26 protein-coding genes are annotated in these 26998 nt (G+C 57.3%); 9 read left to right on the forward strand and 17 right to left on the reverse strand.

Annotated elements, in window-relative coordinates; genetic code table 11:
* Positions 1–153: 153 nt before the first annotated feature.
* The 10 genes from HOP59_RS11990 to HOP59_RS12035 all read right to left on the reverse strand — a co-directional run bounded on the left by HOP59_RS11990 (position 154) and on the right by HOP59_RS12035 (position 10174).
* On the reverse strand, positions 154–957 hold the full coding sequence (locus tag HOP59_RS11990; RefSeq protein WP_035591305.1) for a SapC family protein: 804 nt from the start codon (positions 955–957) through the stop codon (positions 154–156).
* A 74-nt stretch (positions 958–1031) separates the two neighbouring features.
* Complete coding sequence (locus tag HOP59_RS11995) at positions 1032–2414, reverse strand: TolC family outer membrane protein (RefSeq protein WP_234254087.1); 1383 nt, start codon at positions 2412–2414, stop codon at positions 1032–1034.
* 128 nt (positions 2415–2542) lie between these two features.
* The gene (locus HOP59_RS12000) at positions 2543–3547 is read right to left on the reverse strand and encodes an AraC family transcriptional regulator (protein WP_234254088.1); all 1005 of its coding nucleotides are present in this window, start codon (positions 3545–3547) and stop codon (positions 2543–2545) included.
* A 231-nt stretch (positions 3548–3778) separates the two neighbouring features.
* Positions 3779–5164, reverse strand: coding sequence for an amidase (locus tag HOP59_RS12005; RefSeq protein WP_234254089.1), 1386 nt, complete (start codon positions 5162–5164; stop codon positions 3779–3781).
* Positions 5157–5372 carry a hypothetical protein gene (locus tag HOP59_RS12010; protein WP_141638618.1) on the reverse strand — a complete coding sequence of 72 codons (216 nt, stop codon included), beginning with the start codon at positions 5370–5372 and terminating at the stop codon, positions 5157–5159. The genes HOP59_RS12005 and HOP59_RS12010 overlap by 8 nt, the downstream gene beginning before the upstream one ends.
* A gap of 1 nt (position 5373) precedes the next feature.
* Positions 5374–6006, reverse strand: coding sequence for an N-carbamoylsarcosine amidohydrolase (locus HOP59_RS12015; RefSeq protein ID WP_234254090.1), 633 nt, complete (start codon positions 6004–6006; stop codon positions 5374–5376).
* Positions 6007–6036: 30 nt separating this feature from the next.
* Positions 6037–7347, reverse strand: coding sequence for a TRAP transporter large permease (locus tag HOP59_RS12020; protein WP_234254091.1), 1311 nt, complete (start codon positions 7345–7347; stop codon positions 6037–6039).
* Between the two features lie 33 nt (positions 7348–7380).
* The gene (locus HOP59_RS12025) at positions 7381–7893 is read right to left on the reverse strand and encodes a TRAP transporter small permease (RefSeq protein WP_010628725.1); all 513 of its coding nucleotides are present in this window, start codon (positions 7891–7893) and stop codon (positions 7381–7383) included.
* A gap of 91 nt (positions 7894–7984) precedes the next feature.
* Positions 7985–8962 (reverse strand): TRAP transporter substrate-binding protein, encoded by a 978-nt coding sequence (locus HOP59_RS12030; protein ID WP_010628726.1) that lies wholly within the window; start codon positions 8960–8962, stop codon positions 7985–7987.
* A gap of 33 nt (positions 8963–8995) precedes the next feature.
* Positions 8996–10174 carry a TauD/TfdA family dioxygenase gene (locus tag HOP59_RS12035; RefSeq protein WP_234254092.1) on the reverse strand — a complete coding sequence of 393 codons (1179 nt, stop codon included), beginning with the start codon at positions 10172–10174 and terminating at the stop codon, positions 8996–8998.
* A gap of 374 nt (positions 10175–10548) precedes the next feature.
* Here HOP59_RS12035 and leuC point away from each other — a divergent pair, with 374 nt between their 5' ends.
* The 4 genes from leuC to HOP59_RS12055 all read left to right on the forward strand — a co-directional run bounded on the left by leuC (position 10549) and on the right by HOP59_RS12055 (position 14553).
* The gene (gene leuC, locus HOP59_RS12040) at positions 10549–11943 is read left to right on the forward strand and encodes a 3-isopropylmalate dehydratase large subunit (protein WP_010628728.1); all 1395 of its coding nucleotides are present in this window, start codon (positions 10549–10551) and stop codon (positions 11941–11943) included.
* Complete coding sequence (leuD, locus tag HOP59_RS12045) at positions 11937–12554, forward strand: 3-isopropylmalate dehydratase small subunit (protein ID WP_234254093.1); 618 nt, start codon at positions 11937–11939, stop codon at positions 12552–12554. Before leuC ends, leuD begins: the two co-directional genes overlap by 7 nt.
* A 46-nt stretch (positions 12555–12600) precedes the next feature.
* Positions 12601–13458, forward strand: coding sequence for an isocitrate lyase/PEP mutase family protein (locus tag HOP59_RS12050; RefSeq protein WP_234254094.1), 858 nt, complete (start codon positions 12601–12603; stop codon positions 13456–13458).
* Between the two features lie 69 nt (positions 13459–13527).
* A complete protein-coding gene (locus HOP59_RS12055) occupies positions 13528–14553 on the forward strand; it encodes an AbrB family transcriptional regulator (RefSeq protein WP_234254095.1) in 1026 nt (341 codons plus the stop codon).
* Between the two features lie 45 nt (positions 14554–14598).
* Here HOP59_RS12055 and HOP59_RS12060 read toward each other — a convergent pair whose 3' ends face one another.
* The 6 genes from HOP59_RS12060 to HOP59_RS12085 all read right to left on the reverse strand — a co-directional run bounded on the left by HOP59_RS12060 (position 14599) and on the right by HOP59_RS12085 (position 21055).
* Complete coding sequence (locus HOP59_RS12060) at positions 14599–15759, reverse strand: iron-containing alcohol dehydrogenase (RefSeq protein WP_010628732.1); 1161 nt, start codon at positions 15757–15759, stop codon at positions 14599–14601.
* A complete protein-coding gene (locus HOP59_RS12065) occupies positions 15759–16433 on the reverse strand; it encodes a GntR family transcriptional regulator (protein WP_010628733.1) in 675 nt (224 codons plus the stop codon). Before HOP59_RS12065 ends, HOP59_RS12060 begins: the two co-directional genes overlap by 1 nt.
* Positions 16434–16475: 42 nt before the next feature.
* The gene (locus tag HOP59_RS12070; RefSeq protein ID WP_234254096.1) at positions 16476–17999 is read right to left on the reverse strand and encodes a tripartite tricarboxylate transporter permease; all 1524 of its coding nucleotides are present in this window, start codon (positions 17997–17999) and stop codon (positions 16476–16478) included.
* Positions 18000–18020: 21 nt separating this feature from the next.
* Positions 18021–18506 carry a tripartite tricarboxylate transporter TctB family protein gene (locus HOP59_RS12075; protein ID WP_234254097.1) on the reverse strand — a complete coding sequence of 162 codons (486 nt, stop codon included), beginning with the start codon at positions 18504–18506 and terminating at the stop codon, positions 18021–18023.
* A gap of 73 nt (positions 18507–18579) precedes the next feature.
* Positions 18580–19581 (reverse strand): tripartite tricarboxylate transporter substrate binding protein, encoded by a 1002-nt coding sequence (locus tag HOP59_RS12080; RefSeq protein ID WP_010628736.1) that lies wholly within the window; start codon positions 19579–19581, stop codon positions 18580–18582.
* Between the two features lie 532 nt (positions 19582–20113).
* Positions 20114–21055: a 3-hydroxyacyl-CoA dehydrogenase gene (locus tag HOP59_RS12085; protein ID WP_026038162.1), complete on the reverse strand. Its 942-nt coding sequence runs from the start codon at positions 21053–21055 to the stop codon at positions 20114–20116.
* A 142-nt stretch (positions 21056–21197) separates the two neighbouring features.
* On the opposite strand from HOP59_RS12085, the gene hisD reads away from it, so the two are divergent.
* Positions 21198–22508, forward strand: coding sequence for a histidinol dehydrogenase (hisD, locus tag HOP59_RS12090; protein WP_234254098.1), 1311 nt, complete (start codon positions 21198–21200; stop codon positions 22506–22508).
* On the forward strand, positions 22505–23257 hold the full coding sequence (locus tag HOP59_RS12095) for an SDR family NAD(P)-dependent oxidoreductase (protein ID WP_234254099.1): 753 nt from the start codon (positions 22505–22507) through the stop codon (positions 23255–23257). Before hisD ends, HOP59_RS12095 begins: the two co-directional genes overlap by 4 nt.
* Before the next feature lie 7 nt (positions 23258–23264).
* Here HOP59_RS12095 and HOP59_RS12100 read toward each other — a convergent pair whose 3' ends face one another.
* Complete coding sequence (locus tag HOP59_RS12100) at positions 23265–24005, reverse strand: FadR/GntR family transcriptional regulator (RefSeq protein WP_026038163.1); 741 nt, start codon at positions 24003–24005, stop codon at positions 23265–23267.
* Positions 24006–24234: 229 nt separating this feature from the next.
* On the opposite strand from HOP59_RS12100, the gene HOP59_RS12105 reads away from it, so the two are divergent.
* From HOP59_RS12105 to HOP59_RS12115, 3 genes are all read left to right on the forward strand, one after another.
* Entirely contained in the window at positions 24235–25230 is a 996-nt protein-coding gene (locus HOP59_RS12105; protein ID WP_010628741.1) for an asparaginase, read from the forward strand.
* A 150-nt stretch (positions 25231–25380) separates the two neighbouring features.
* Positions 25381–26382, forward strand: a complete 1002-nt coding sequence (locus HOP59_RS12110) for a TRAP transporter substrate-binding protein (RefSeq protein WP_010628742.1) — start codon at positions 25381–25383, stop codon at positions 26380–26382.
* Positions 26383–26474: 92 nt separating this feature from the next.
* A complete protein-coding gene (locus HOP59_RS12115; protein ID WP_010628743.1) occupies positions 26475–26996 on the forward strand; it encodes a TRAP transporter small permease in 522 nt (173 codons plus the stop codon).
* The last annotated feature ends 2 nt before the right edge of the window (positions 26997–26998 follow it).

Genomic DNA, 26998 nt, shown 5'->3' on the forward strand with positions numbered 1-26998 from the left:
TCCTGGTTCTTCTTTTTTTCCGCTACGTAGTCAAACCGCTATGCGAAAACGGGCTGCCACTCATGCCGACGCGCGGCACACCTCTTTCGCATAGCGCCTCACATGGCGCCTGCTAGAGGCGGCTCGTGTATCGCACGCGAGCCGCCATCGGCATCAATGCACCGGTTTCTCGTCGGTATCGCTCTGGCTTACCGCCTCATCGGCGGGATCGCCCTTGCTCAGTGCTCCCACGCGGGAACCGCCGCGCGCCAAGCGGCTCAGACGATTGAAGTTACGCATCGACTGCAGGTGCACGTAGAGCAGTTCCAGCTCATCGGTGGCCAGCATGCTCTTCAAGGCATCTTCCGGCAGCGCCTTGAGCTTCTGGCGATTCACCGCCTTGAAGCCGGTCAGCGTGCGCTTGCCGCCTTCGGGCAGGCTGATCTGGGCTTCCACCGCCTCCAACAGGTCGAGCTCGGCCAGCCGCGCACAGAAGGTGCGGGTGCGCTGGAAGTGCGCCTGATAGTCCTGCAGAAAGTCGAGCACCTTGGCCATGTACTGGGTCTGCTCGCCGTCGCTGTCGAAGAAGCGCTCGCCGCGGCCCTCGGCATTCAGGCCTTCGTAGTCTTCATCGATGCACAGGGTGAACGTCTTGCCATCCTCACTGGAGGCGAACACGAAGGGATAACGACGCAGGAAGGCCGGCACGTACTCGCCACGCCATTGGCCTTCGCCGTCCACCATCAGGTTCGAGTCCTGGTCGATGCCCAGCACCGCTACCGGCAGCACGCTGCCCTCGGCATCGGTGAACACGATCGGCAGGTCGCTTGCCGCCGCGGGAAACTCAGCGGCCATCAGCGGCACCGAATTGACCTGGCCGGCAAAACCGAAATCCTTGCCGACCTTGAGAGACAGCTCACCGTGCTTGTCACGGGTGATCGGCTGCACGTTGCGATAGATCAGGAGTTGAGTAGCCAAGTTGGCCTCCTTGCATTGCATCTTGTCGTCGCTCCCCACCAGGCGGTCGGGAGCCGTTGTCGCGCAGGCAGCGCTTACAGGCGGCTGAAGGCCACCAGATCCACTTCTTGACTCATCAGGGCATCGATCTCGGCGAGATCCTCCCTGTTGATCACACCCGCCGCATGCTTCAGGCGCAGCACGCTGATCAGGTAGTCGTAGCGGGCACTGGCCAGCTCGCTACGGGCAAAGAACAGGTCACGCTCGGCATCGAGCAGGTCGAGCAGAGGAATCACACCCGACTCGAATCCCACCTGACGGCTCTCGGCGATACGCTCATTGGCACGCAGCGACTCACGCAGCGCTCGCTCGCGTGCCATGGCAGTGACGATGCCCTGATAGCCGGCCCGCACGTTGCGCTGCAATTCACGGCGCACCTGCTCCTGACGCGCCCGACCGGCCTCGATGAGTTGCTCGCCCTCACGCACCTGGGAAGAGACCATGCCACCGCTGTAAACGGGCACGTTCAGACCCAGGCGGATGGTCTGGGTCTCGACCTGGCTGCCACCGCCGAACAGCGACCCTTCGGTATCGTCGTTCTCGTAGTTCAGGCTCAGGCCCAGGGTGGGAAAGTGACCGCCGCGCCGCACCCTCACGTTCTGCATGGCCACGTCCACCGCCAGGCTGGCAGCCTGCAGGCGCGGGTTGCGCTGCAGGGCCAGCTCGGTCCAGGCATCCGGTGAATCCGGCTGGGGGCGCTCCAGTTGCAGGTTGTCGTTGACCAGGCGCAGGCGGCTGGGCAGCAAGCCGGTAACCTCTTCCAGCGCGTTCAGTGCATCGCGCAGGCGGTTCTCGACGTCGAGCTCGCGGGCCTCCACTTGCAGGAAACGCGCCTCGGCATCGAGCAGATCGATCTCACGAGCCAGGCCATCCTCGTGGCGTGCACGCACCTGGTCGCGGTTGGTACCCACCTGCTGTTTCTCGGCGCGCAGGAAGCTCAGGTTCTCGTGCAGCGCCAAGGCCGTGAAGTAGCGCTCGGCCACGCGCAAGTAGAGATCCTGACGCGCCGCCTCGAGCTCGGAGGCCGCCTGCTGGATCTCCTGCTTGGCCTGGCTGAAGGCCGCCCAGCGTGAGTAGTCGTACAGCGACTGCTCGATGGAAACACCGTATACGGTGGTGGGATAGGAGGTGCTGCCGCTGTCGAAGACTTCGTTGTCGGAGCTGACGATGTCCTGAGTGATCTCGCTGCGGCTGGCATTGACGCTGACCTGCGGCAACAGCGCCGAACGCGCCTGGTAATAGCGCTCATCGGTGGCCTGCTTACCGTAGAAATCGGCCTGGAACTGAGGGTCGTTGCTGGTGGCCAATTCATGCAGCTGCAATAGGCTGCTGCCCATCGCCAGAGGCGACATCAAGCCGAAGCCAAGCACCACGGCCAGGCGCCGAAGGGGAAGGGTCCCGCGTACCTTCATTGTCATGTTGCTCCTACTGCGCACTCGACGCGGTCACAGCCACGTCGCATTATCGTTTTACTTATGCTTGCTGCTTTGGCATGAGCCTATCAGCACACTTTTTTCTTATCTTCCACTCAGCGTCACATCGACGCCTAAACACTCACCCTCATAGCAGAGGCATCAGCGCCAGCCTCGGCACGCGCCTCGGTGGGCGTCGTGTCGAACTGCTGCTTGAAGGCCCGATAGAACCAGGAAAGGTTGTTGAAGCCGGAAGCAAAAGCGATCTCGCTGACGGCTCGTTGCGCAAAGCGCGGATCCGTCAGCCGCCGCCACGCCAACTGCAAGCGCAGCGTCAACAGGTAATCGGTGAAGGTGGTGTGCTCATGCCGGAAAAGCGCCCGCAGGTAGCCTGGTGAAACACCGTGCCGTTTGGCCACGTCGGTCAGCGTAAGATCACCACGGCCGGCAAGAGCGAACATATCGGCCTTGATAGCACGCAACCTCGCCTCACGCAGGCCACGGCCTCGGGCACGGCGGTCTGCCTCCGGCGTCGCCCCAAGGCACAGCACCGCCAAATCGGTCATCTGTTCGGTCAGCGCGACAGGATCCTGCTCGGCCTGTGGCTCCCTGCCCGTGGTAAGCGCCAGCGCCAATTGGGCCAGGTGACCCAGCGGCTCGCAACGCAACACCTTGTTCACTGCGGGCCGCATGTCCTGGTTCAGCAGCGGCGACAATAGTTGGCGTGAAAAACCGATGCTGAGAAAGCGTGCCCGCGAGCCATGGAAAGCGACCTGGCCAGGAAGCTCGTTGAACCCCAGACACCCTTCTCCGGCGCGGCAGGTCGCCTCACCCAGCCTGGGTTGTGAAGAGGTCCAGCCGCCCTGCCCCGAGGGGTTCAGCAGAAAAGAGAGATCGTCATTGCCGTCGGCAAGGTTCGTCAGCTCGCGCTGGGCAATCAGAGGGGAACATTCGACGCTGGCAATGGAAACGCCAGGCAGCAGCCGGATACGCGCCTCGATCTCGGGGGGCTGCCCATGGGGGACCGCCAACTCGACGTTGGCAACGGCCGCATAGAATTCGCGTGCCGCATCGAGACGCTCGCGCTCGGAGTACTCTCTACTGGCAAATGAGATCAGGGCCATGGTCAGCTTGTTCACCGTCAGGAAGCCAGCCGAAGGTATCAGGCAAACGTGACGCTTGAGCGACACTTACCACGCACCCAACCAGCATTTGTCATCATTGTTATGAGCTGAGCGACCTAGTTTTCTTAGGTCTTAGCTATTATAGACATGACCGCGGTCAAGTAAACGCTTTGTTACAAAACTCTTGCCCATCGCCCGATCGCCACCCACCAGATCGCCAGGTCACCGGGGATGGTGCCTGGCGGCTCAGGCAACCTGGGCAACGAGATTACGTATGCCAGATACCTTTTCATGAGCGTGAGCCAAGCCCAGCAGCGTCGGCTCATCGAAAGGCCTGCCAATGAGCTGAAAGCCGACCGGAAGGTCGTTGGGGCAAAATCCACACGGTAGAGACACTGCCGGGAGCCCGAGGTAATTCGTCAACCGGGTGCAATGACTCAAATCCGAAATCATTCTTGTCGATTCGAGCGAATGCCCAAGGTCCGTCTCTTCCAGAGTCGGGGTTGGCCGCCGAAACACAGGGGTATGCAGAACGTCGCATTGGCTCATCACGTCTTTCATGAATCGCTTGAAATAGAGGCCCCTGAGCTGCTTTGCCTGAACGTAAGCCGCTGCGGGAATGAAGAAGCCGTGTAATAACCGGGCCCGTGTCTGCTTGCCGTAACTTGCCTCGTGCCTGGCGAAGCGCTCCGCATGATAGGTGGCAGATTCAGCCCCCAGAATGATGTAGGACAAACTGGTAAGTTCCTGATGATCGGGCACCTTGACCTTGACCAGCTTGCAGCCGAGCCGTTCGAGCCGCAACAGGCTTGCTTCCATCAGCGACTCGATCACAGGATCTATATCGTCATAGTAGTAATTCTCAGGGATGCCGACGCGCAGACCTTTGACATCGCTTTCCAAACGACAGGAAAAGCGTGCAGCCTCTCCTTCCCCCGTCGATGCAAGGCAGTCCATCATCAACGCGACATCCTCTGCCGTGCGGCCAATCGGCCCGAAGCAGTCGAGCGAACGCGACATCGGCATGGCGCCATCACTGCTCAGTAATGCATGCGTCGGTTTCAGGCCAACGGCACCACAAGCGGCAGCCGGTATGCGAATCGAGCCTCCCGTATCGGAGCCCAATGCTGCAAAAACAGCACCGGCAGCGACAGCAACCCCGGAGCCACCGGATGAACCACCTGAGATATACGCCGAATTCCAAGGATTGCGACAAGGGCCGAAATGGTCGTTATGTCCCGTCGCGCCAAAAGCGAACTCAGACATGTGGAGGCTACCAATCTGCACCGCTCCCGAGCGGTCAAGCGCAGCAAGCAGGTGAGATGTCGCTTTCGGCACTTGGGCCAGCTCAGGTGACGACCCATAAGAGCAAGGCATACCCTTGCGATGAAACATGTCCTTGTGGGCCAATGGGATACCCGCCATAGGGACTTTTCCATGAGCAGAACGGCAATCTGCCGCTCGTGCCGAACTCAAGGCAGACTCTTCCTCTATGCGAGTGAAGCAGTTCGTTACCCGATTGATGCGGCGAGCCGCCTCGAGGCTCGCCGAGACGAGTTCGACACACCCGATCCTTCTTTTCAAAACGGCTGTGGCGGCCTCCTTCAATGTCCACTTCATCGGATCATTCATTGCGGCCCCCATGAACCTTGGACTCTTCTATCAAACGATCGAAATCCCCTGCTTCCTCAGCATCTTCACCAGCCACTGAGCAACAGGAATAATCGATAGCGCCAAGCACCCGAGCAAGTACTTCAGAAGTCCGCTCGACATCGCCCTTTCGAGGCTCAACTCCGGTCAGGAGCATGAAATTTCGTTCGACATAATCGCTATAGAGCATGTCATTTTCGCTCCTCGAAGTATCGCATCACCTCACTCATGCTCATGACATCGCCATACTTGGCATGAATATCGAACAGATTTGCCTCATGTGGATTCTGATGCCTGTCTCCCACACACTCACGAGGAACGACCACACGAAACCCATATGAGATGGCGTCGACCACGGAGGCACGAACGCATCCGCTCGTTGAGCAACCGGTAATGACAACCGTATCGATCCCCTGAGCAACGAGAATCGAAACAAGAGGCGTACCAAAAAAGGCGCTTGGATATTGTTTTCGCAAGACAGTCTCGCCTTGAGCAGGCAAGACCTTTTCATCGAATTGCGAATAAACACTGCTCTCCGTCATCTGGCGGAGAACAGGCAATTTCTTTATGAACACTCCGCCATCAGCCCCATCCTCCGAAAAGACAACACGGGTATGGATGACTGGAATTTCGCATCGACGCGCACATTTATACAATATCTCCGCATGCTTGACCGCCTCGACGACACCTTCCGCATACAGCCCACTATCAGGAAGTGTATAAGCCTTCATGAAGTCTATTGCCAGTACAGCCGAAGCATTACCGAAACCGGTCGAACCATTGAAGGTGTCGCGGTAATTTTCCTGAAGATTGTCGTTCGTCATTTTTCTTCTCCGTTGATCATAACATGCTTATCACAACATGCCCGGCAACCAAGTCACCAAGGCGGGGAACATGGCAATGATCACCATGGCCAGAATAAAGACACCCACAAAAGGCCAGGCGGCAGCATAGAGGTCACTCACTTTTAGTTCAGGTGCCGCCGCCTTGAAAGCAAATAGAACATAGCCAAACGGTGGAGAAAAACCTCCTATAGTCACATTGATGAGAAACAGAACCCAGAACCACAGCGGATCGAATCCCAACGCGGCTATGACAGGCGCATAGATGGGAATAATGACGATACTAATCGCTATTTGGTCCATGAACATACAGAAAATGAATGGTATCAACATCATGATAAACAGCATGACAAGCGGATCCAGAGAAGTCGCAACGGAGAGTTGGGCTATGGCAGATGTTGCACCACTCAAAGAAAGCAACTGGCTGAACAGCTTTGAACTGGCCATGATGATCAATATGACGGCCGAAACTGCAGCAGCAGACTGCACAGATTCAAGAATCATTCTAATGGAAAGTTTCTTGTAATAAGCAGCCGCAAGTAGAGCCCCTACCACTCCGGAAGCTGCCGACTCTGAAGGAGTGGCGATCCCCAGCAGAATGAATCCCATCACGAAGAAAATAATGACCGAGAAAGGTAGCAATTGAATGACGGCAACAACCTTATCCTTGAAACTCCTTACGGGCACATCATGCTGGGAAGCCTGGCCAGCCAATCCAGGGTTGATTGCAATGCGGACGGACGTATACAAGAGAATCAGGCAAGCGATGATGAGCCCAGGTATTATACCTGCAATGAGAAAGCGTGATATCGAGATATTGGCCAACATGCCGATGACAATGATAAGCACGCTAGGCGGTATGATAGGCGCCAGGTTTGCCCCACCCAGAATGGCCCCGATAGATAGTCGTCGGTCGCTACCCCTGGCAAGCATCTGCGGAAGAAGGGATCGCCCCAGCATCGCCACGACCCCCATAGCAGCCCCGGACAGAGCCCCAAAGATCGTTCCCAGTGCAGCCGAAAGAACAAAATCGCGACCCTTCACACGCCCAATCAGCGTATCGGTCGAGCGAAAGACGGCATCGGTAGCTCCCGAACGGAACAAGACCTCACCCATTAAAATAAAAAGTGCTATGGTAGCAAGAGACGAAGAAGCAAGCGTATCGTAAATGCTGTTGGTAAATATACTGAACCCACGCCCGCCGAAGAAGTACATTGCTCCAACCAGATTTGTGAATAGAAATGCCACAAATACGGGAACGCCGAGCACAAACAGGAAGAGAAGAATCCCCAAACCTGCAAGCAAGATCTGTAGCCATTCCATACTTACCTCCTTTGTTGAATTTTTTATAAGGCCTCAAAGATCTCGACTCGCCAAAGAGCTCTTCAACTCCATGACACTAGCTCGAAAGAAATATACCCCTGAACTCATCAGGCCATACGAGATAACAGCGCTCATCCACCACCTGGGAACCGACATCACCGCCATGGTTCTGATACCACGATCGTATTGGCGCATGGCTTCCTCGAAGGCATACCAACCTGCCCATATACAAGCTATGGTGGCCAGTAAAAACAACAGTGAATTGAAAAAGCCCCTAGCCCTATCCGACAAGGCATCTTTAATGAAGGTTATCTCAATATGGGCCCGCTCCCGCGTCAACCTCGGGGCCAAAAGAAAGGTCGAAAAGAGCAGAAAATACCCTGTAAAATCATTGATCCACTGAGTAGGGCTGCGAAAAAAATAACGCGCCGTAATTTCATAGCAAAACATGAGCAAGATAGCAAACAAGGCCAGCACACCAAGCCAGTAGCCTATATCCGTTATCGCATCGTGCGTCTTGCCAAGGCCAGAGTATATCTTATTCATTTCACCTCAGCCCTCTGATGCTTGATTCTAAATCGTCACTGGCCACGCATCAGGCGGCCAGTGACGATGAACTCCTTTCGTGGTTTGACTTTCAGGGGGTAAGGCCAGCCTCACGGGCGAGTTCGCGCATGCTTTCGGCAGGCTCTCCCGAAATACGAATAGCCTCTTCCCATAAGCCATCTGCAAATGCCTGATCGAGCATTTGCTGCTGCTCCTCACCCAGGTAAGTGAGCTCTGCACCCACCCCCTCCATCAACTCCGTTTCTTCAGCGATGAGGCCGTCGTAATGAGCAAGCGAGACATCCTCCAACTCACGCCCAATTTCCAAAAACGTCGCTTGGTCCTCTTCGGGAATTTCTGCCCAGTAGTCTTCATTGAAGACCACCATCAAGCTGGTTACCCCGAAGCCGGGCCGAACCAGGTAGGGCAGTACTTCGTGCAGCCCAATTTGGTAATTACCGAAAATATTGTGACCAGCACCCTCGATCACACCACGTTCTGCAGCGGTATAAATTTCCGAGACAGGCATCACAGCTGGGGATCCGCCAAAGGCACGGATGGGGCCATGGTAGGTCAGCGTGCCACGAATGATACGGCCTTCAAACCCACCATCATCCCCGATAGGATCGGTCAACATGAAATGGTAACCAGGATTGGCGGAGGGAAACGAGATCATCCGAACATTGTGTGTCAGGTAGTAGTCCTGATAGGCCTCCCAGATGCCTGACTCCCGGCGCGCTTGCGGGTCCGCATCAATGGCGTCGGCAGCCAGCCCCACGCCAGTGACTCCGGTATGATACGGTCCAGTCGAGAGCGCCATCGGGAAAACACCGGAGCTCACCGGGTCGAATTGCTCGAACCCGGGGATTGCGTCCTCGCCAACCAGGCGTATCTGATAACGACCATCGAACTTCTCATCGACCATTTCGACAAACAGGTGAGCAATGTCGTTCAGGGCATGATTGGTCGGAAAGGGAACGAGCATTTGGTAGCTATTGGCTTGTGCCGTTGCTACACCACTCAAGCCAACGGCGACAGATACTGCGGCAACAATAGACAATTTTTTCATTGTTATCTCCCGGGACAAGTTACTTTTTATGCTTCAGGCTGGTATCAGATAGGGCATGCCGTGAAACTCAGCCGCCTGCTTCGTGTACTCTCTTTTCGCTCCATCGAATTTCTTGCCAACGATTCCGCCACGCACGGCACCCGCGGCAACATCGTGGTAGGCTGCTTCAAGCGCGGAAGAGAGCGGCTGACTGTACGGGGTCGAAATCCACGATCTCAACAAATGGCGTTTCTTTTCCTCCTCCTCAAAATCGATAAAATCAGTTCTCGAGTGCAAGATCACATGATTGTTAAGAACTTGCATATCCCCCGGCTCCAACACCATCTCTAAAGTAAAATCATCAGATGCAACAAGCCTATCCAGCATATCCATCGCTTCAGTCTGAGTGGCATCAGGCTGGGGAACGCCATCGAACTCATGGGCATAGCGAATGTGGTTGCGAACATACCGACAACAGAACTCGCCATCTCGCTCAGAAAATATAGGAGCCGCATAATATGGCGGTTCGTCGGAACTCTCCTCACCTTTGCGAGAGTAATAAATATCCTTGTAGAGGGCTTCAAAAAGCTCCGGAGATGTAGAGGCAATCTCGTCTCTCACCGCTATCGAGCAAGCAATACGGCTTTCTCCGCCGCTTTTGGCAGCATTGATACAAAGCAAGCCGACCAGATCCGCCATGTCTGTGTGGTAGTCGAGACGCGCGTTTGTGTTGTAGCCCCTCCCGCTCGCAGAGCGGTAATTCCCGCCGGCATCACGCACGTCGCCGAGCAAGTCGCTATTCACTCCCTGCGGCCGAAGTACTCCCAAGTGGTTGCACAAGCCCCAGTACAGCGCCCGGATACGTTCAACGGACAACGACTCGATAGGCAACCCACGCAGAACGACAAAGCCCAACCCATGCGAGACCGCCTCTTTTACATCGGCAAGCAAGCGATCGAGGTTGCCGAATGGGAAGTCTCGGGCACAGGTTGCCAGCAGCGGCTTACCGGCATTTTCAAAAGCCGCCAAGCCCCCGAGCAGCCCTTCACGCTCTTCCTGCGACAACACCCTGACCCAGGCGTCCTCAGCATCTACCACCTCCTGGCTTTTCCAAGCCCTCGGCGTGGGGCCGACAACGCCACCGGCACATGGCCCAGTTCCTCCGGAAGAGTTCAAGCTTTTGTTTGAGAAACCTTTTTCCCAAATTTCAGGCCCTGATCCGTGCTGTGCCATGTCTCATCTCCAGTTGATAGATTCTTGTCTGTATACTGGCGAATCTCAGCCTTGCTCATTGGATACGTTTTGTCAAATCCCAGCCCCTTCGAACTAGCGGAAAAAATTTGACGATCCGAAAAAAAGGCCGCATCAACTGTCAGAATTTAAATTTTAATCCTTATTTATCAATTGTTTATGTTAACACGCATGTTGCACACGCCTATCGTGCTTAGCAGCAACATCAATAGCCAGCGCATCGCCCCGACATGAGAAACAACCCTCACAGCGCTTGATTGGATACGATATGTGGTATATGTATACTCTAGCTGGCATCACACGCCCAGCGATGGCTAACAACGACAGCGAGGCCAACGACAGCGAGGCACGCAGCGATGGGAAGAACACTTTTCGACAAGATATGGGAGTCGCATGTCATCAGCGAACGAGACAATGGCACTGCACTCCTTTTCATCGACCGCCACCTAGTTCACGACGCCACAGCGCAAGCATTCGACCAGCTCAAGAGCGAGGGACAGAAGGTAAGAAGGCCCGACCTTACGTTCGGTATGGCCGACCATTACATTGCCACTCATGACGACCCTGATCGCGACCCCGTGCATGACGCCATGGTGACGACACTGGCAGAAAATGCTCGCGAGCAGGGAATCACCTCCTTCGGAGCGAATGATGAGCGCCAGGGGATCGTACACGTAGCGGGTCCCGAGCTGGGGCTGACCCTGCCAGGCACTCTGCTCGTTTGCGGCGATAGCCATACCTCCACCCACGGCGCATTAGGCGCACTGGCATTTGGCATCGGTGCCTCTGAGGTCGCTCATGTACTGGCCACACAGACGCTTTGGCAGCAGCGCCCCAAGACAATGCGGATCCGCATCGATGGAGAACTGGGAGTGCATGTCACGGCAAAAGACCTGATCCTCACCATCATCAGAACCATCGGTGCCAATGGTGGTGCCGGGTATGTCATTGAATATGCGGGTGAGGCCATAGACAACCTGTCGATGGAGTCACGTCTTACGCTATGCAACATGTCGATAGAGGCCGGCGCTCGGGGCGGCATGATTGCACCCGATGAAACCACGTTTGCATATTTGAAGGGCAAGCCCTTTGCGCCACAAGGAGAGCTTTTCGAACGTGCCGTAGAAGCATGGCGAGGCCTCAAGAGCGATGACGATGCCCATCATGACAAGGAAGTTGCCATAGATGCCCGCTCGATTGCCCCCACGGTAACCTGGGGAAATTCCCCCGAAACGGCCCTGCCCATTACCGGTCACATTCCGGACCTTGGAGACATCGAGACAAGCAAGATGGAGCAATACCAAGCCACCATCGAGTACATGGGTCTCGAGCCGGGTGCGAAACTCACTTCTCTGAAAGTCGACCGGGTATTCATCGGCTCCTGCACCAATAGCCGCCTGGAAGACCTTCGTGAAGCCGCGAAAATTGCAAAGCTTGGCAGAGCCAAAGTGCCTACTATCGTCGTGCCCGGTTCTCAGCAAGTCCGTCAGCAAGCAGAAAAAGAAGGATTGCACGAAATCTTTCACCAGGCAGGTTTCGAGTGGCGTGAGCCTGGTTGCTCCATGTGCGTTGCCATGAACGGCGATTCGGTACCAAGCGGTGCTCGTTGCGCATCCACCTCCAATCGCAACTTCGCTGGCCGCCAAGGCCCGGGAAGTCGTACGCATCTCATGAGCCCAGCAATGGCCGCCGCCGCTGCCATTACCGGTCACCTCACCGACGTCAGGGAGCTGGAGGGCACCAAATGCTAGCTTTTACCACTCACCGTGGACAGGCTCTGAGCCTGCCTTGGGAAAACATCGACACCGATCAAATCATACCGGCGCGATATCTACATCGGCCCCGTGAAGCCGGATACGAGGATCAACTCTTTCATGATCTGCGCTTTACGCCTGATGGCAAGCCGAAAGTAGGATTTCCCCTCAATGACCCCACCCAGGCAGAGTCGACTATTCTCATTGCCGGGAGAAACTTCGGATGTGGTTCATCACGCGAGCACGCAGTATGGGCACTTCTCGATTATGGCTTTCGTGTCGTCATTGCTCCGGATTTTGGCGATATTTTTTTCAATAATAGCCTGAAGAACGGTCTCTTAGTGATTCGCCTGGATGAGCAAAGCATCCAGTCTCTGATGCATGAAGAAGGCCAACCCCAAATATTGACCGTTGACTTGCCTCAGCAAAGCATCATCAACAGCTCAGATTTACGTTTCCCCTTTGAAATCGATGCTTATCGAAAAGAAGCTCTATTAAAAGGCGAGTCGGAAATTCAAATGACTTATCGCCTGCTAGATAAAATCAAACAATTCGAAACACACCACATCAACGCCAACCCCTGGGTCGCAACACCACCAGCATCATGAGGGTGCCGAAGGTGAACAATCGGTATATACAAAGGAGAAGTAAAAAATGACAGCCAAGTCACTTAAAGAACAGCTTAACTCTGGCGAAATCGTCGTTGCACCAGGCATCTATGATATGATTTCAGCCCTGATAGCCGATCGCATGGGCTTCAAGGCTCTCTACGTGACGGGTTATGGCACGGTTGCCTCTCACCTGGGCCTACCCGACGCCGGCATTGCCACTTACAGCGACATGGTCGGCAGAATCGCCACCATGGCGAAAATGACCGACACCCCCATAATCGCCGATGCCGACACCGGCTATGGCGGCCTGCTCAACGTTCATCATACCGTACGAGGCTATGAGGAAGCCGGGGCATCCGCCGTTCAACTGGAAGACCAGGAATTCCCGAAGAAATGCGGTCATACGCCAGACCGTCGAGTCATCCCCTTGGAAGACATGGTGCAAAAGATCAAGGTCGCCTGCGATGCGAGGCGTAGCGACGATCTTGTGATCATTGCACGGACGGACTCGCGCACGGCATTGGGACTCGATGAAGCATTGAAGCGCGCGCAGGCCTACAGCGATGCGGGTGCCGACGTCATCTTCATCGAATCGCCCGAGTCGGAGCAGGAAATGGAAACCATAGGCAAGCGCATCGACAAGCCGCTGATCGCCAACATGGTACCAGGGGGTCGTACACCATTATTGTCAGCCGAAAAGCTGCAGTCGCTGGGCTTCGCTCTGGCCATCCACCCTGCCGCCGGCTTCCTGGCCACCGCCGCGGCGCTGGAAAAGAGCTATGCGGACTTGAAGGAAAACGGCGACGTAACCGACGCTTCCCAGCTGTATAGCTTCAGTGAGTTCAATAAGCTGATTGGCTTCCCGGAAGTTTGGGAGTTCGAAAAGCATTATATGGGCTAGCCTCTGCCGATGACTCACCGGGCATTGGCCCGGTGAGATTTCCATGCCCAGCCACTCAGGACTCACGGTTTGGACACCCATATTTCGAGTACGGCCCGAACCCTGGCTTTGGCCAGCCTGGGCGGGCTGGTCGGCAGCGCTGCCGGGCTTCCTGCAGGCTGGCTGCTTGGCGCCATCGGCGCAACCTTGGCAGCCAGCCTCGCCGGCTTTCGCCTCCATTACCCCGGCGAGCTCCAGTCATTGGTCCTGGTACTAGTGGGGATCAGTATCGGCAGCTCCTTGAGCCCACGATTCTTCTCCGAAGCGGCTTCCTGGCTTCCCAGCCTGGCAGGGCTGATGGTCGCCATGCTCACCATCACGTTTACCGTCTCCTATACGCTTGCCAGACTTACCAAGCTCTCCGGGAATACCAGTTTTCTCTCAGCCTACCCCGGGCACATGGTGCTGATTCTGCAAACGGCATCGCAATACCCTTGCAATGTACCGCAAGTCACGATGATCCAGAGCATACGACTACTTTTTCTCGTCGTGCTTTTTCCGCTACTTGCACAAGGAGCCGTAGGCGAAAGAGTTCATCAAGTTCAGGGTACCCACTACACGGCACTCGCCCTGCTCGTTCTCGCAGCGGGCCTGGGCGCCGCCATATGTCAGCGCTGTCGGCTGCCTGCTGCCGCTCTCCTGGGTGCCATCTTGGGGGCGGCCCTGGTTTCCCTCAGTGGGTTCGAAGTGGGCAGGCTGCCCACGGGCCTGAAAGTAACGATCTTCATTCTGACCGGAGCGATGATCGGAACACGCTTCACCGACAGCAGCCTCGGCAGAATGGCCAAGCTGCTGCCCGTGTCGTGTTTTTCCGTAGCGTTGACCCTGTTGGCAACCAGCGCGATCGCCTTTCCCATCAGCGTGGCAGCCGACATACCCTTTACCCAGCTGCTATTGGCCTACGCCCCCGGCGGTGCGGAAGTCATGGCCTTGATCGCTCTCGCAGTCGGTCACGACGCAGGGTTCGTCGGAATCCATCATTTGGCCAGGTTGATGTTCATGGCCCTCAGCTTTCCTCTGCTGCTCCGACTGATGATCAGCAAGTCGAGTGACTAGCGGCCGGCGGGCTGGGGTTTTACCCCCTCCGCCCGTATCGTGACCTCAATAGACAGTTCGATAGATCTCGAGAGCGTCCCGCTCCGTCACTTCCCGAGGGTTGTTCACGAGCAAGCGCTGCTGCTGCATGGCGTCTGACGCCAACTCATCAAGAGAGGACTCGAGAACACCGACATCACGCAACCTGAGCGGCAGACCGCTTCTTTTAAGTAGGGCCTCGATGCTTGCAATAAAGCTTTCGCAATCGTCCACGTTAGAGCGGGAGCGCGCTTCTTGCGTGAAAATGGGAGCCAGCTCCGCGTAGAGATCGGCTGCCGTCACCGCATTGAAACGCAGTACTGCAGGAAGCACCAAGGCGTTGGATAGCCCATGGGGCACGTGGTAATGGCCCCCCAGCGGGTAAGCCAAGGCATGTACTGCAGCTACCGGAGCGTTGGCAAAAGCCTGCCCGGCCAAGCAGGAACCCAGCAGCATGGCTTGTCGCGCTTCCAGATCCCAGCCATCCTGCATGACCCGATCGATATGTGTGACGAGTAGGCGCAGAGCCTCCCTGGCGAGCGTATCTGACATCGGATTCTTGCGAATCTTGCTCGTGTAGGCCTCAATCGCATGCACCATGGCATCGATACCCGTCGCCGCCGTCACATGGCGTGGCAGCCCCACCGTCAGAGTGGCATCGAGTACGGCGACATCCGGGAGCAACACCGGCGAGACGATGCCCGATTTAGTCGTCTCGCCTGTCGTCACGATGGAGATGGGCGTCACCTCGGAGCCCGTACCTGCGGTCGTCGGCACCTGGACGAGTGGCAGCCTCTCGCCCTCGAGATTGCCCACCCCATAGGCCTCCTGCAGCGACTGGCGACAATGCAGATGGGCAAAGCATGCCACCAGCTTGGCAACATCCATTGAGCTGCCGCCGCCAAACCCGATGACCAGTTGGGCACGCATCCGCCTGGCCCGCTCCACCGCCTCGAGCACAACCGCTTCGGGAGGATCCGCCACGACGCCGTCGAACAGCTCGACCTTGGCTCCATACTTTTCGAGGTTTTCTATCGCCGGCCCCAGCAATCCTAGCTCGGCAATCCCCGGGTCCGTGACCACAAAGATACGCTCGGCCGAAAACTTGCCCACCACTTCGTGAAGACGCTCAGCCGCGCCATGTTCGACGATCAGCTGTCGCGTAGTATTGAAAACGAAACCTGGCATTATTCCTCCTCGCTCGTCCTGACAAGATCGCATGCTGCCATGATGTGCGACTTCATTATCGATGAGGACCAGTCACTATCACCTGCCGCTATGGCCGCTACGAGATCACGATGGTGTATCAAACTGCGCTGCTCATCCTTGGCCGAGAAGAATCGATACGACCGAATCAAGAAGCCGATATCCATGAGAGACAGCGCCGTTTCCTCAAGCTTGGAATTGTCTGCCAGTTTCAGAATCTTGGTATGAAACTTTCTGTTCAATACCGACAGAGACTCGACCGTCTCAGGCGCCAACCGATAGCTTTCCATTTCCTCGCAGATCAGTTCGAGATCTCTGATATCCCTCGGCGTGGCATTTCGCGCCGCAAGCCCGGCGGCACAGCTTTCAAGGCAGGCCCTGACCTGAAATATCTCTATCGCGTCTTTCCTTGTCCAGCCACGCACCGCAGCACCGGAATTGGGATGAAACACCACGAATCCATCCTGGGCGAGGCGATGCAACGCCGTTCGCACGGGTGTTCTGCTGGTACCCACCCGATTTGCCAGCTCATCTTCACGAAGCCTGTCATTGGGCTGGTATTCACCGGCAAGAATCGCTTCGCGTATGATGATATAAGCCCTTTCAGGAGCGGGAAGGTTAGTGAATCTTGGGCTAGCTGTGTCTAAAACTTCCATATTTTCCCACCTTGCACGATATTTTCTCATTCCATAGATCAATCAGGTACGCCTTGCATACCCCAGACTCTCTTTTGCATTACGATATATCTTAAAGGCGATAGGCGCCAAGCAGAACAAGATCATGCATAGCAGGATGAGGCTCACAGGTCGGTTCAGGAAAATGCCTATGGAGAGCTCACCCGCCCCCTGGAAGGTTCTCATCAACTGGCGATCCAGTATCGGGCCGAGGATGATACCGAGAATGACCGCTATCAGGGGGTAGTCATATTTTCTCATCAAGATTCCCAACGCTGCAAAAACGAGCATGATCTTCACATCGAACATTTGCAGGCTGATAGCGTAAGTTCCCGCCACTGAAAATACAGCAATCAAGGGAATCAAAACGATAGTAGGTATATTGATTACCTTGGCTGCGTACAGCGATACCAGCAGACCAGCCATGAGCAGGAAGAAAGAAGCTACGACTTGCGCAAACATGATCCCGTATACGAGGCCCTGGTGATCGATGAACAATCTCGGCCCGGGGATTAGCCCTTGCAGCATGAAGGCACCTACCATTACCGCAGTCGCTAAACCACCCGGAATGCCCAAGGACAGCATGGTAGCCAGAGCACCCCCTTCGGATGCATTGTTTGCCGACTCAGCGCTGATCAACCCCTCTTCCGCTCCCTTTCCAAATCCTTCCGGCTTCTTTGAGCTTCGCTTGGCCTCATTATAGCTTACGACGCTAGCCACGGTGGCACCAGCACCAGGCAGAGCGCCGATGATAACACCGATGGTGCTTGACTTTAACACTGTCAAGGGATGCTTCAAAACACGACCGAAACCGTAGAGAAGACTATGCAGATTTTTTTCACTTTCGCCTTTGCGTTTGCTTCCACCGGTAACGTAACGCTGCTGCAACATATAGAACAGTTCTGAAAAACCGATCAGTCCTATCAAAGCCGGTATGACAGGAATGCCGTCCATCAATTCAAAATAACCGTGGGTACCACGAATTGCACCGGTCGACGTCATGCCTACGGTTCCCAACAGTACCCCAAAACCACCCGCGATGATGGCCTTGAGAAAGCTGTTATGTAACGCAGCAATAACCGTAAGCCCCAACACACCCACCAGGAACAGTTCGGGCGGACCGAACATCAACGCAACCGTGACGATAAGCGGCATGACCAGAATCAGAAAGAAAGCACCGAGCAGGTTGCCCATGGCGGATGAGGCGACTGCCATACCCAGTGCCTCACTCGCTCTTCCCTGCTTCGTCATTGGGTTACCGTCAAAGCCTGTCACGATAGCCTGGGGAGAGCCCGGTATGTTCAGCAGAATCGAGGAGATGGAGCTGCCGAAATTCCCTCCCGCATAAATGGCAGTGAGAAATGCTATCCCCAGAACCGGGCTCATTGGGTAAGTCAGCGGCAGCATGATGCTGATGGCCAGAGGCGTACTGAACCCAGGAATGGCACCGGTAATGATTCCGAAAAACACTCCTAAAAGAATAATGGACATGACCTTCCAATCGGCAAGAAGGCCAAGACCCTCCAAGATAGGAGCAGCATCGAACATAAAAAATCTCCGACCAAGCGGTTAAAATAGAATTCCTTTAGGAAGCGGGATGCTCAGCCACATATCGAAAGTCAAATGAATGAACAGAGCCGTTCCTGCGGGAAAAATTACAATAATCAGCCAAGATTTAACGGAGAAAAAAATCAAAAGCAATGCCATATAGAGCCAGGATGAGATCACGAAACCCACCCACTCAATTCCAAACACATAAGCCACTGTCAGCACCGCAAACGACACCGTTGCTGCTTTGTTGGTGATTTTTCTCTCGCCTGCTTCGCTGCCGGAAGCGGATACTGGCTTACCAATCAGCAAGCTATACACGTAAGCAGCTACCAGAATGGTAAACGCCACGACTATAACGAAATATACCGGCTGAATGAGCAGCAAGTTAACTTCACGCCTTGGCAACCCGCTTACTTCCATGTAATAGTAAGTTGCGTAAGCCAGCATGATAGAAGGAACGATAAACTCACCGCCCTTCTTTCCCAACTGCCTTAAAAAATCCATAAGCGTTCATCCCATAAAGCAATTAGTGCGTGCCAAGGAAAAGGAGAGGCGCGCTAGCGCCCCTCCCTATCGATCAGTTTCCTGACAGCATATCGCCGTATCTTTCCACGACCTCATGGATTTCATAAATAATTTCCTTCGACTCTTCAGGCCCGTAGTAGCCTGAAATCAAGTCGGAGCCGAGGTTTTCGATATGTGCCTGGTAAGCATCGCTGTTGAACACTTCCTGGTAGCTTGCAACGATGGCTTCGAAAGCTTCAGGGTTTTCCTCAGCAAAGCTGGTATGTACGGCAAGAAAGCGGTTATCGCCAATGGCGGGAAGGTCCGCCTCTGGAAAGGCTTCGTTCACCGGCGGGGCATCCGGCCAGCCAGGGAATGTCTCATGTGAAGAAACGGCCAGCACACGCACCTGATCACCGAGTGTCATATCGCCATATGCCGAAGAAAACGCGGCATCGGAGTGACCGCCAAGCAGATCCGTGCGCTGCTCGCCACCACCATCGAAGGTCACGATATTGGGATTCAGATCCAGCGTATCGAGAAATGCCAGGCCAAAGAGGTGCGTTCCAGAGCCGGTCGCCATGGACATGGTAACGCTACCCGGGTTCTCGCGAATGCTCTCGACCAGCTCTTCGATGGTTTCATAGGGAGAGTCGGCACGAACGACGATCGAGGTATAGTCGCGCTGCTCGATATTAATGAAGGTGAAGTCGTCCAGATCGAAATCGGCACCTTGAGCCACGATGTTCATGCTCAAGGTCGGCTGAATGCCTGCGAACAGGTAGTGACCGTTGGACGGAGAACCGAGAAACGTTCTGGAGCCCAGCAAGCCTGAAGCCCCACCACGGTTGTCCACGATCATGGCGTAGTCGTGAAACTCCTCCCAATGCTGGGTCAACCCGCGCGCAAAACGATCGATGGAGCCACCTGCACTAAAAGGCAGGATGAGCCTGACGTTTTCCGTCGGCCATTCGGCAGCATTGGCGGAAAAGGCTGCTCCCGGCGCTGCGGCCACGAGGATAGCGCCGGCAAAGAGCGCCTTGGCGGTCGTTTTCATCTTGGGCTGGACAGTCATGCCTGCTCCTCTCTTTCTATTGTTTTTGCGATTGTTTGCGATCGTTTTACGTTCGCTTCATGTGCCATTTAGAAATTGTTCTTGGCGATACGAGCGATTCGGGCGGGTTCTACCCTGACCAAAGTCGCCCTGACTTGTATCCCAAACTAGTTTATTGGATACGATCAGTCAAGAAAGCCTATAACCAGACCTTTGTCTAACCTTGTCCAGCTGATGCACAGCAGGGTATCGCTCACAAGGCGCTTCACCGCCAAAGCGAAAGTCTTAACTAACCATATGTATTTAAATAAATTTCCAGAGGCAGGACGATTGAGCCTAACAATCGGCGTGCGGAGGCGTGCCGTAAGCAGGAGTATGAGCCGGCCCTTGCAGGCAGGCTCTTCGTGTCGATTGCGAGAATTGGATACGAAAACGTCAGGGCATGCAGGTCGGGCCGTCAGGCCCGGCCCTCAGCCCCTCTGGCGCGTGAAGAACTCGTGAACCGAGATCCCGGCCAGTAGAGCCACATCGCGAGTGGTCACGGACCTCCGCTTCATGCGTCGCGCTCGTCTTGCAGCTTGCTGTAGGCGCCAAGCGCCATCAGTTGGCGGTCGCGCCAAGCCTGGCGTTCGGCCAGCCCTTCGAGAGGCAGCGCCGTGCGTCGTTCCGCCTCCAGCGCCGCAAGGGTTTCCGCCTGCCAGGGAGAGGCCCCATCGCGCTGGGCATCCACATCGGCATAGAGCGGGCCATAGCGGCGAGCGTAATCGGTCACCCCCGCCGGGGCATTGAGATCGATCGTCTCGAACGGCCCCATAAACGACCACCGCAGCCCCAGGCCATGCTTGACGGTCTTGTCCAGATCCTCGGCCGAGACATAGCCGTCACGGAACAGGCGCAGCGCCTCGTTGAGCAGCGCCCCCTGCAGCCGATTGAGAACGAAGCCAGGCAACTCGCGCTTGACCAGCACCGGCACCTGGCCCACCTCGGACATCAAGGCCAGCGTTCTTTCGACCGCATCCGGGCTGGTGTTCGGTGCAGGCACCACCTCGACCACCGGCACCAGATAAGGGGGATTCACCGGGTGCGCCACCAGACAGCGCTGCGGATGCGTCAAGTGCCCCGTGAAGCGCGACGCCGCAATGCCTGAAGTGGAGCTGGCAAGAATGGTGTCGGGCGCCGTCTCCGCCTCGAGGCGAGTGTATATTTCCTGCTTCACCTCGAGATTCTCGGGGCCGCACTCCTGCACGTAGGCAGCCTCACCCACCGCGAGTGCCAGGTCGGGTTCGATCTCGATGCGCGCCAGAATCGCCTCGGGATCATCGACCAGGCCGGCGCGCTGCAGGTCCTGCAACGACTGGCGAATCGCTTGCGTCGCACCCGCCAGGGCCTCCGGCTGGGCATCATACAGCCTCACCGAGCGCCCCGCCCGAGCAAAGACCATCGACCAAGCCCGTCCTATCAGTCCTGCCCCCACTACCGCGATAGGCTCCGACATGCTGCCTCCTATTGACTCAAATGACTTTCGGCTCGAATGGCTGAAACAAGACAATTGCATTCGTATGCAAACGATACTAGCCTTGCGATGAGCCGTCTGTCGAGGCAACTCGATCACTCGTACAATTCAGCAGGTAACCGCCATGATCCGACGACTGAAAACGGGCGCCCCGAGCGAAGCCCGCGCCGAAGCCGACCGCAAGGTTCGGGAAACCGTCGAGCAGACGCTTCAAGCCATCGAGACACGAGGCGATGAAGCCGTGCGAGAGCTTTCGGAAAAATTCGACCGCTGGTCGCCCACCACCTTCCGGCTGAGCCAAGCCGAGATCGAACGGGCAATATCGGAGCTCACGGCGCAAGAACTCGACGACATCCGCTTCGCCCAGGCTCAGATTCGCCGCTTTGCCGAGGCCCAATTGGCCAGTATGCAAGACGTCGAAGTGGAAACACGGCCCGGTGTGGTGCTGGGTCATAAGCACATCCCGGTCAATTCCGTAGGCTGCTACGTACCCGGCGGTGCCTACCCCATGGTCGCTTCTGCGCACATGAGCGTGCTGACCGCCAAGGTGGCCGGTGTCAAACGCGTCATCGCTGCCGCCCCGCCCTATCAAGGCAAACCGCATCCGGCTATCGTGGCGGCAATGCATCTGGCCGGTGCCGATGAAATCCTGGTGCTGGGTGGCGTACAGGCGGTTGGCGCCATGGCCATCGGCACCGAGTCCATCGAACCGGTCGACATGCTGGTCGGCCCCGGCAATGCCTTCGTTGCCGAAGCCAAGCGTCAGCTCTTCGGCCGGGTGGGCATCGATCTGTTCGCCGGCCCCACCGAAACACTGGTCATCGCCGACGAAACCGTCGACGGCCTGCTCTGTGCCACCGACCTGCTGGGCCAGGCCGAACACGGCCCCACCTCGCCCGCGGCGCTGCTCACCAACTCCGAGGCCTTGGCCAAGGCGACGCTCACCGCCATCGATGACCTGCTGGCCAAGCTGCCCACCGCCGAGATCGCCCGCCAGGCATGGAACGACTACGGCGAGGTCATCGTTTGCGACAGCCACGAAGAAATGCTGCAGGTGGCCGACGAGATGGCCTACGAGCACGTCCAAGTGATGACCGAAGACCCCAACCTCTATCTCGACAGGCTGACGAACTATGGCGCGCTCTTCCTCGGCCCGCGTACCAACGTGGCCTACGGCGACAAGGTGATCGGCACCAACCATACCCTGCCGACCAGGAAAGCCGCGCGTTATACCGGCGGGCTGTGGGTCGGCAAGTTCCTCAAGACCTGCACCTATCAGAAGGTGCTCACCGACGAGGCTTCCGCCGAAATTGGGAGCTACTGCTCACGCCTGTGTGCGCTGGAAGGCTTTGCCGGACACGGCGAGCAGGCCAACGAACGCGTACGCCGCTACGGCAAGCGTGACGTACCCTATGCCTCCGCGGTACCGGTATGAAGCTGCCGCAAACCCCGAGCCTGCGCCTGGATGGGCGCAGCGCTCTGGTCACCGGCGCCAGCCAGGGCATCGGGCTGGCCTGCGCCTGCGCCCTGGCTCAAGCGGGCGCACGAGTGACTCTGGTGGCCCGCAACGCCGAGCGGCTGGAAGAAGTGGTCGCGGCTCTGCGCACCGCCGGGCACGAAGCGGAAGGCCTGGCACTGGACGTGCAAGACCAGGGCGCCACCCGTCGCGCCCTGGCGGGCCGGCGCTTCGACATACTGGTCAACAACGCCGGCACCAACCGCCCCAAACCGATCGACCAGGTCACGGAAGAGGACTACGCCGCGGTCATGGCGCTCAACGTCCGGGCTACCTACTTCCTGACCCAAACGGTGATCGAAGAGATGCCCGCCGGCGGCAGCGTGATCAACGTCTCCTCACAGATGGGACACGTAGGCGCCAAGAACCGCAGCCTCTACTGCGCCTCGAAAGCGGCAGTGGAAGGCATGACCCGCGCCATGGCGGTCGAGCTGGGCCCTCGTGGCATTCGCGTCAACAGCCTTTGCCCGACCTTCATCGAAACCCCGATGACACAGCCCTTCTTTCAGGAGCCCGGCTTCCGTGAAGCAGTGCTCGCCCAAATACCGCTGGAAAGGCTCGGCCGCATCGAAGACGTGATGGGCCCCGTGGTGTTTCTCGCCTCGCCCGCCGCCAACCTGATCACCGGCAGCGCCTTGATGGTCGATGGCGGCTGGACCGCGCATTGATCAACCGCTAGGTCTCTCCTTCCACGTAGGTCAGGTTGGTTTCCCAGCTTTTGCTACTGACTTCGATGGCGGCGCGAACGCCTTCGCCATCGCCTTGCTGAAATGCCTGGTAGATCGCCTTGTGGTCCTTGAGTGCCACGTCGGGCAGGGTCTGCATGGAGGTTTCCAGCGCCGCCTCGATCAATTGCAGGAGCGTCTCGCCGACACGAATGGTCATCGGGTTGTGGGTGGCGTGAAGGATGGCCCGATGAAAGGCAACGTCGTGCCTAGCCGTCTGCTCACCGTTGGCAATGGCCGCTTCCATGTCATCGATGGCCTGACGAATCCGCGCATGATCATCCGGCCTGGCAGACTTCATAGCCTGAAGCGTATAAGCCGGCTCGAACATGCGGCGAAACTCGAGCAAGTCGCGGGTCATGCCGCGCGCCAGGATCATGCCGAAGGCCATCGGATCGACGATCGGCTCACCCGGCTCACGGCGAATGACTGTCCCCTGTCCGCGCCGAACCTCCACGATGCCGATTGCCTGGAGCATCTTGATGGCTTCACGAACGCTGGACTTGCCGATGCCCAGACTATGGGTCAACTCCGTCTCGGAAGGCAGGAAATCGCCAGGCTTGAGCTCGCCGCGGATCAGAGCGCCCTTGATTCGCTCGAGCAGCTGCATGGCCACTGAGCTTCTCTCGATGGAGCCACCAAAAGAGTCGCATGGGGTGGCTCGGGCGGTGAGCTGGCGTTTCGTACTCATGTGGCCTCTCGTTTTACGGTTAGCGAAAACTTCCAAATTTTTATTAAACACAACAACCAGTTAGCGCACCGCTGCCTGACCTTCAAGATCGTCAATGCCCTCTCGATTGTGTCGCGCTCTTGCGTTTGTAGCAAATCTTTGCATAGCATATCACAACTGACATCAGACATCAGATGTCTTGCCGGCAGGCGTTCAAGGTTACGCTTGCGCAACACCACGGACACGAGCAATGACAAAAAGCAGAATCGTCGTACTGGCCACCGGCGGCACCATCGCCAGTCAACTCGACGCCTCGGGACGCAACCGCTCCGGCGCCCTCCAGGGCGAAACTCTGCTGGCCCAGGTCAGCCTGCCGACCGATTTCACAGCACAGGTCGAGGTGCGCTCGCTCCTGCAAAAGCCCAGCAACGCCATTACCTTCGAAGACCTATTGGGCCTACGTGAAGCGTGCCTGGACATCGCTGCACAAGACGACGTGCAAGGCATCGTCATCACTCACGGCACCGACACCCTCGAAGAGACAGCCTACTTTCTCGACATCACCCTACCCGACGGCAAGCCAGTGGTGCTGACCGGTTCGCAGCGGGCCCCACATGAGCCGGGCACCGACGCCTTCTGCAACATCGCCGATGCCTTGAAGGTCGCAGCATCGTCACAAGCGGCAGGGCTCGGTCCGCTGGTGGTATTCAACCAATCGATCTTCGCCGCCAGACAGGTACGCAAGGTCAGCACCTTTCAGGTGCACGGTTTCGCCGCACCCGACACTGGGCCCTTGGGGTATGTGGACGGCGCCCAAGTGCGGCTGAGCGCCATCCCCCAGCGTCCCGCTGGCACGCCCTTAGCGATAGAGAACGCCATGCCCCGGGTCGACATCCTGCCCGCTTATCTCGGCGCTTCGCCAAGCCTGGTCGAAGCGGCGGTGGCAAGCGGTGCAGTCGGACTAGTGATCGAGGGGCTTGGGCGTGGCCACGTACCTCCCGACTGGATGCAAGCCATCGCCAATATCACCGCACGCGGCATACCGGTCATGGTGGTCAGCAGTTGCGCCAGCGGCCCCGTTCACGCCAGTTACGAGTTCATCGGCAGCCTCGCCAGCCTGGAGTCGGCTGGGGTCATGCCGGTTACCGACCTTAGCGCACGCAAGGCACGCATGGCGTTATCGACACTACTTGCCTCCACTGGCGCTCAGCCACTGGCGGAGAGAGTGAAACTCCTGGCCGCCTGACGCCCCATAGCGGGCATGAGCCAGGAACCTGCCTCGGGCGAGTTTCGCAGGGAAACGAGGTCATGACGCATGGCGTACGAGCCGCAATCGGCTGCCCATGCGCAACCAACAACGTTGGACACGCGACAAGAACCCACAACGAGGTGAAAGATGAAAAACAAACTGAGCAAAGCAACGCTGGTCGCGGCCATTGCCGCCGCCTCCCTTGGCATGGGTCAGGCCCAGGCCGCCGAATACACCTTCCGCTTCGCACACGTACTGATCGAGGACACCCCGAACGGTCAGGCCGCGCTGCGCTTCAAGCAGGAAGTGGAAGAGAACTCGGACGGCAGAATTCGTATCGACGTGTTGCCGGCAGCTCAGGTGGGCGGCGACGTGGAGATCATCGAACAGATCCAGATGGGGCTGATTGACATCGGCATCCCGCCGACGGCCACCCTGGGCAACTTCGAGCCGCGCCTGCAGATCCTCGATCTGCCGTTCCTGATCTCGGACTACGACACCATGGTCAAGGTGCTGGACGGCGACGTGGGCCGTGAGATCCTCGATACCCTGGAAGCCCACAACATGTACGGCGTGAACTTCTGGGGTGCCGGCTTCCGTCACATGAGCAACAACGAGCGGCCAGTCGAAGGCCCGGACGATCTGGAGCGCATTCGCATGCGCACCATGCAGGCGCCGATCATCATCTCCACCTATCAGAACTTCGGCGCCAACGCCACGGCCATGGCCTTCACCGAGGTTTACAACGGCCTGCAGCAGGGTGTCGTTTCCGGTCAGGAGAACCCGCTGGCCAACATCTACACCATGCGCTTCCATGAAGTGCAGGACTACCTCACCCTGACCAACCACGCCTACCACGGCTATGCCGCCGTGATGAACAGCGACTCCTGGAACTCCCTACCCGAGGACCTTCAGGAGGTCATGCGCGAAGCCTTCGACAACGGCCGCGATTTGGCCCGCGAGCTGACCCTGCAGGATGAAGAGCGCATTCTCGAGGCCATCCAGGACGAGATCGCCATCAACGAGCTCTCCCCCGAAGCCCGCGAGGCGTTCATCGAAGCCAGCATGCCGGTTCACCGCGAATACGAAAGCGTGGTCACCACCGAGCTGCTGCACAAGGTGTACGACGAGGTCGGCATCTCCTACTGAAGCCACACACCCGCAGGTTTGCCGCTGCCCGCGCCATGAGCGCCGGGCAGCGGTACCGTGCCTTCCCTGACTCCAACCGAGTGGCCTCAACCATGTTCGACGCACTCAACAAGGTTCTGGACTTTCTGGAAAGCGTGGCGATGGTCGTGTTCATGTCGATCGCCACCGTGCTCACCACGCTTCAAGTCGTCTATCGGTATGGCTTCAACAGCTCGATCTTCTGGGTCGAGGAAGTCGTCATCTACTCCATCATCTGCATGAGCTTCGTCGGCGCCAGCATGGGCGTACGTCATGGGGTGCACATCTCCGTCGACGTCCTCAACGCTTTCGTGCCGCCTGCCGTCAATCGCTGGCTACACATAACCGCCGCCCTGCTCGGCATCGCCTTCGCCGGCTACCTGGCCTACTACGGCTTCCAGCTCTACTTCAATACCCTGGGGCGTGGCCAGCTCACCGCCGCCCTGCGCCTGCCAATGGCCTGGTTCTACCTGCCTATAGGCATCTCGGGAATTCTGCTGATCCTGCGCTATCTGTGGGTGATTCACGAAGCCTGGACCAAGCCACCGGTCAGCCTCGCCGAAGAGCTCGCCGCCGAAAAAGACAAGCTCGTCTGACG

It is taken from the genome of Billgrantia aerodenitrificans, from assembly GCF_021404405.1.
Taxonomy (GTDB): Bacteria; Pseudomonadota; Gammaproteobacteria; order Pseudomonadales; family Halomonadaceae; genus Halomonas; species Halomonas aerodenitrificans.

Coding starts and splice junctions, on each gene's coding strand:
- HOP59_RS11995 (WP_234254087.1), bottom strand. CDS start 2,414: ATGACAATGAAGGTACGCGGGACCCTTCCCCTTCGGCGCCTGGCCGTG.
- HOP59_RS12005 (WP_234254089.1), bottom strand. CDS start 5,164: ATGAATGATCCGATGAAGTGGACATTGAAGGAGGCCGCCACAGCCGTT.
- HOP59_RS12010 (WP_141638618.1), bottom strand. CDS start 5,372: ATGCTCTATAGCGATTATGTCGAACGAAATTTCATGCTCCTGACCGGA.
- HOP59_RS12015 (WP_234254090.1), bottom strand. CDS start 6,006: ATGACGAACGACAATCTTCAGGAAAATTACCGCGACACCTTCAATGGT.
- HOP59_RS12020 (WP_234254091.1), bottom strand. CDS start 7,347: ATGGAATGGCTACAGATCTTGCTTGCAGGTTTGGGGATTCTTCTCTTC.
- HOP59_RS12025 (WP_010628725.1), bottom strand. CDS start 7,893: ATGAATAAGATATACTCTGGCCTTGGCAAGACGCACGATGCGATAACG.
- HOP59_RS12030 (WP_010628726.1), bottom strand. CDS start 8,962: ATGAAAAAATTGTCTATTGTTGCCGCAGTATCTGTCGCCGTTGGCTTG.
- HOP59_RS12035 (WP_234254092.1), bottom strand. CDS start 10,174: ATGGCACAGCACGGATCAGGGCCTGAAATTTGGGAAAAAGGTTTCTCA.
- leuC (WP_010628728.1), top strand. CDS start 10,549: ATGGGAAGAACACTTTTCGACAAGATATGGGAGTCGCATGTCATCAGC.
- leuD (WP_234254093.1), top strand. CDS start 11,937: ATGCTAGCTTTTACCACTCACCGTGGACAGGCTCTGAGCCTGCCTTGG.
- HOP59_RS12050 (WP_234254094.1), top strand. CDS start 12,601: ATGACAGCCAAGTCACTTAAAGAACAGCTTAACTCTGGCGAAATCGTC.
- HOP59_RS12060 (WP_010628732.1), bottom strand. CDS start 15,759: ATGCCAGGTTTCGTTTTCAATACTACGCGACAGCTGATCGTCGAACAT.
- HOP59_RS12065 (WP_010628733.1), bottom strand. CDS start 16,433: ATGGAAGTTTTAGACACAGCTAGCCCAAGATTCACTAACCTTCCCGCT.
- HOP59_RS12070 (WP_234254096.1), bottom strand. CDS start 17,999: ATGTTCGATGCTGCTCCTATCTTGGAGGGTCTTGGCCTTCTTGCCGAT.
- HOP59_RS12075 (WP_234254097.1), bottom strand. CDS start 18,506: ATGGATTTTTTAAGGCAGTTGGGAAAGAAGGGCGGTGAGTTTATCGTT.
- HOP59_RS12080 (WP_010628736.1), bottom strand. CDS start 19,581: ATGACTGTCCAGCCCAAGATGAAAACGACCGCCAAGGCGCTCTTTGCC.
- HOP59_RS12085 (WP_026038162.1), bottom strand. CDS start 21,055: ATGTCGGAGCCTATCGCGGTAGTGGGGGCAGGACTGATAGGACGGGCT.
- hisD (WP_234254098.1), top strand. CDS start 21,198: ATGATCCGACGACTGAAAACGGGCGCCCCGAGCGAAGCCCGCGCCGAA.
- HOP59_RS12095 (WP_234254099.1), top strand. CDS start 22,505: ATGAAGCTGCCGCAAACCCCGAGCCTGCGCCTGGATGGGCGCAGCGCT.
- HOP59_RS12100 (WP_026038163.1), bottom strand. CDS start 24,005: ATGAGTACGAAACGCCAGCTCACCGCCCGAGCCACCCCATGCGACTCT.
- HOP59_RS12105 (WP_010628741.1), top strand. CDS start 24,235: ATGACAAAAAGCAGAATCGTCGTACTGGCCACCGGCGGCACCATCGCC.
- HOP59_RS12110 (WP_010628742.1), top strand. CDS start 25,381: ATGAAAAACAAACTGAGCAAAGCAACGCTGGTCGCGGCCATTGCCGCC.
- HOP59_RS12115 (WP_010628743.1), top strand. CDS start 26,475: ATGTTCGACGCACTCAACAAGGTTCTGGACTTTCTGGAAAGCGTGGCG.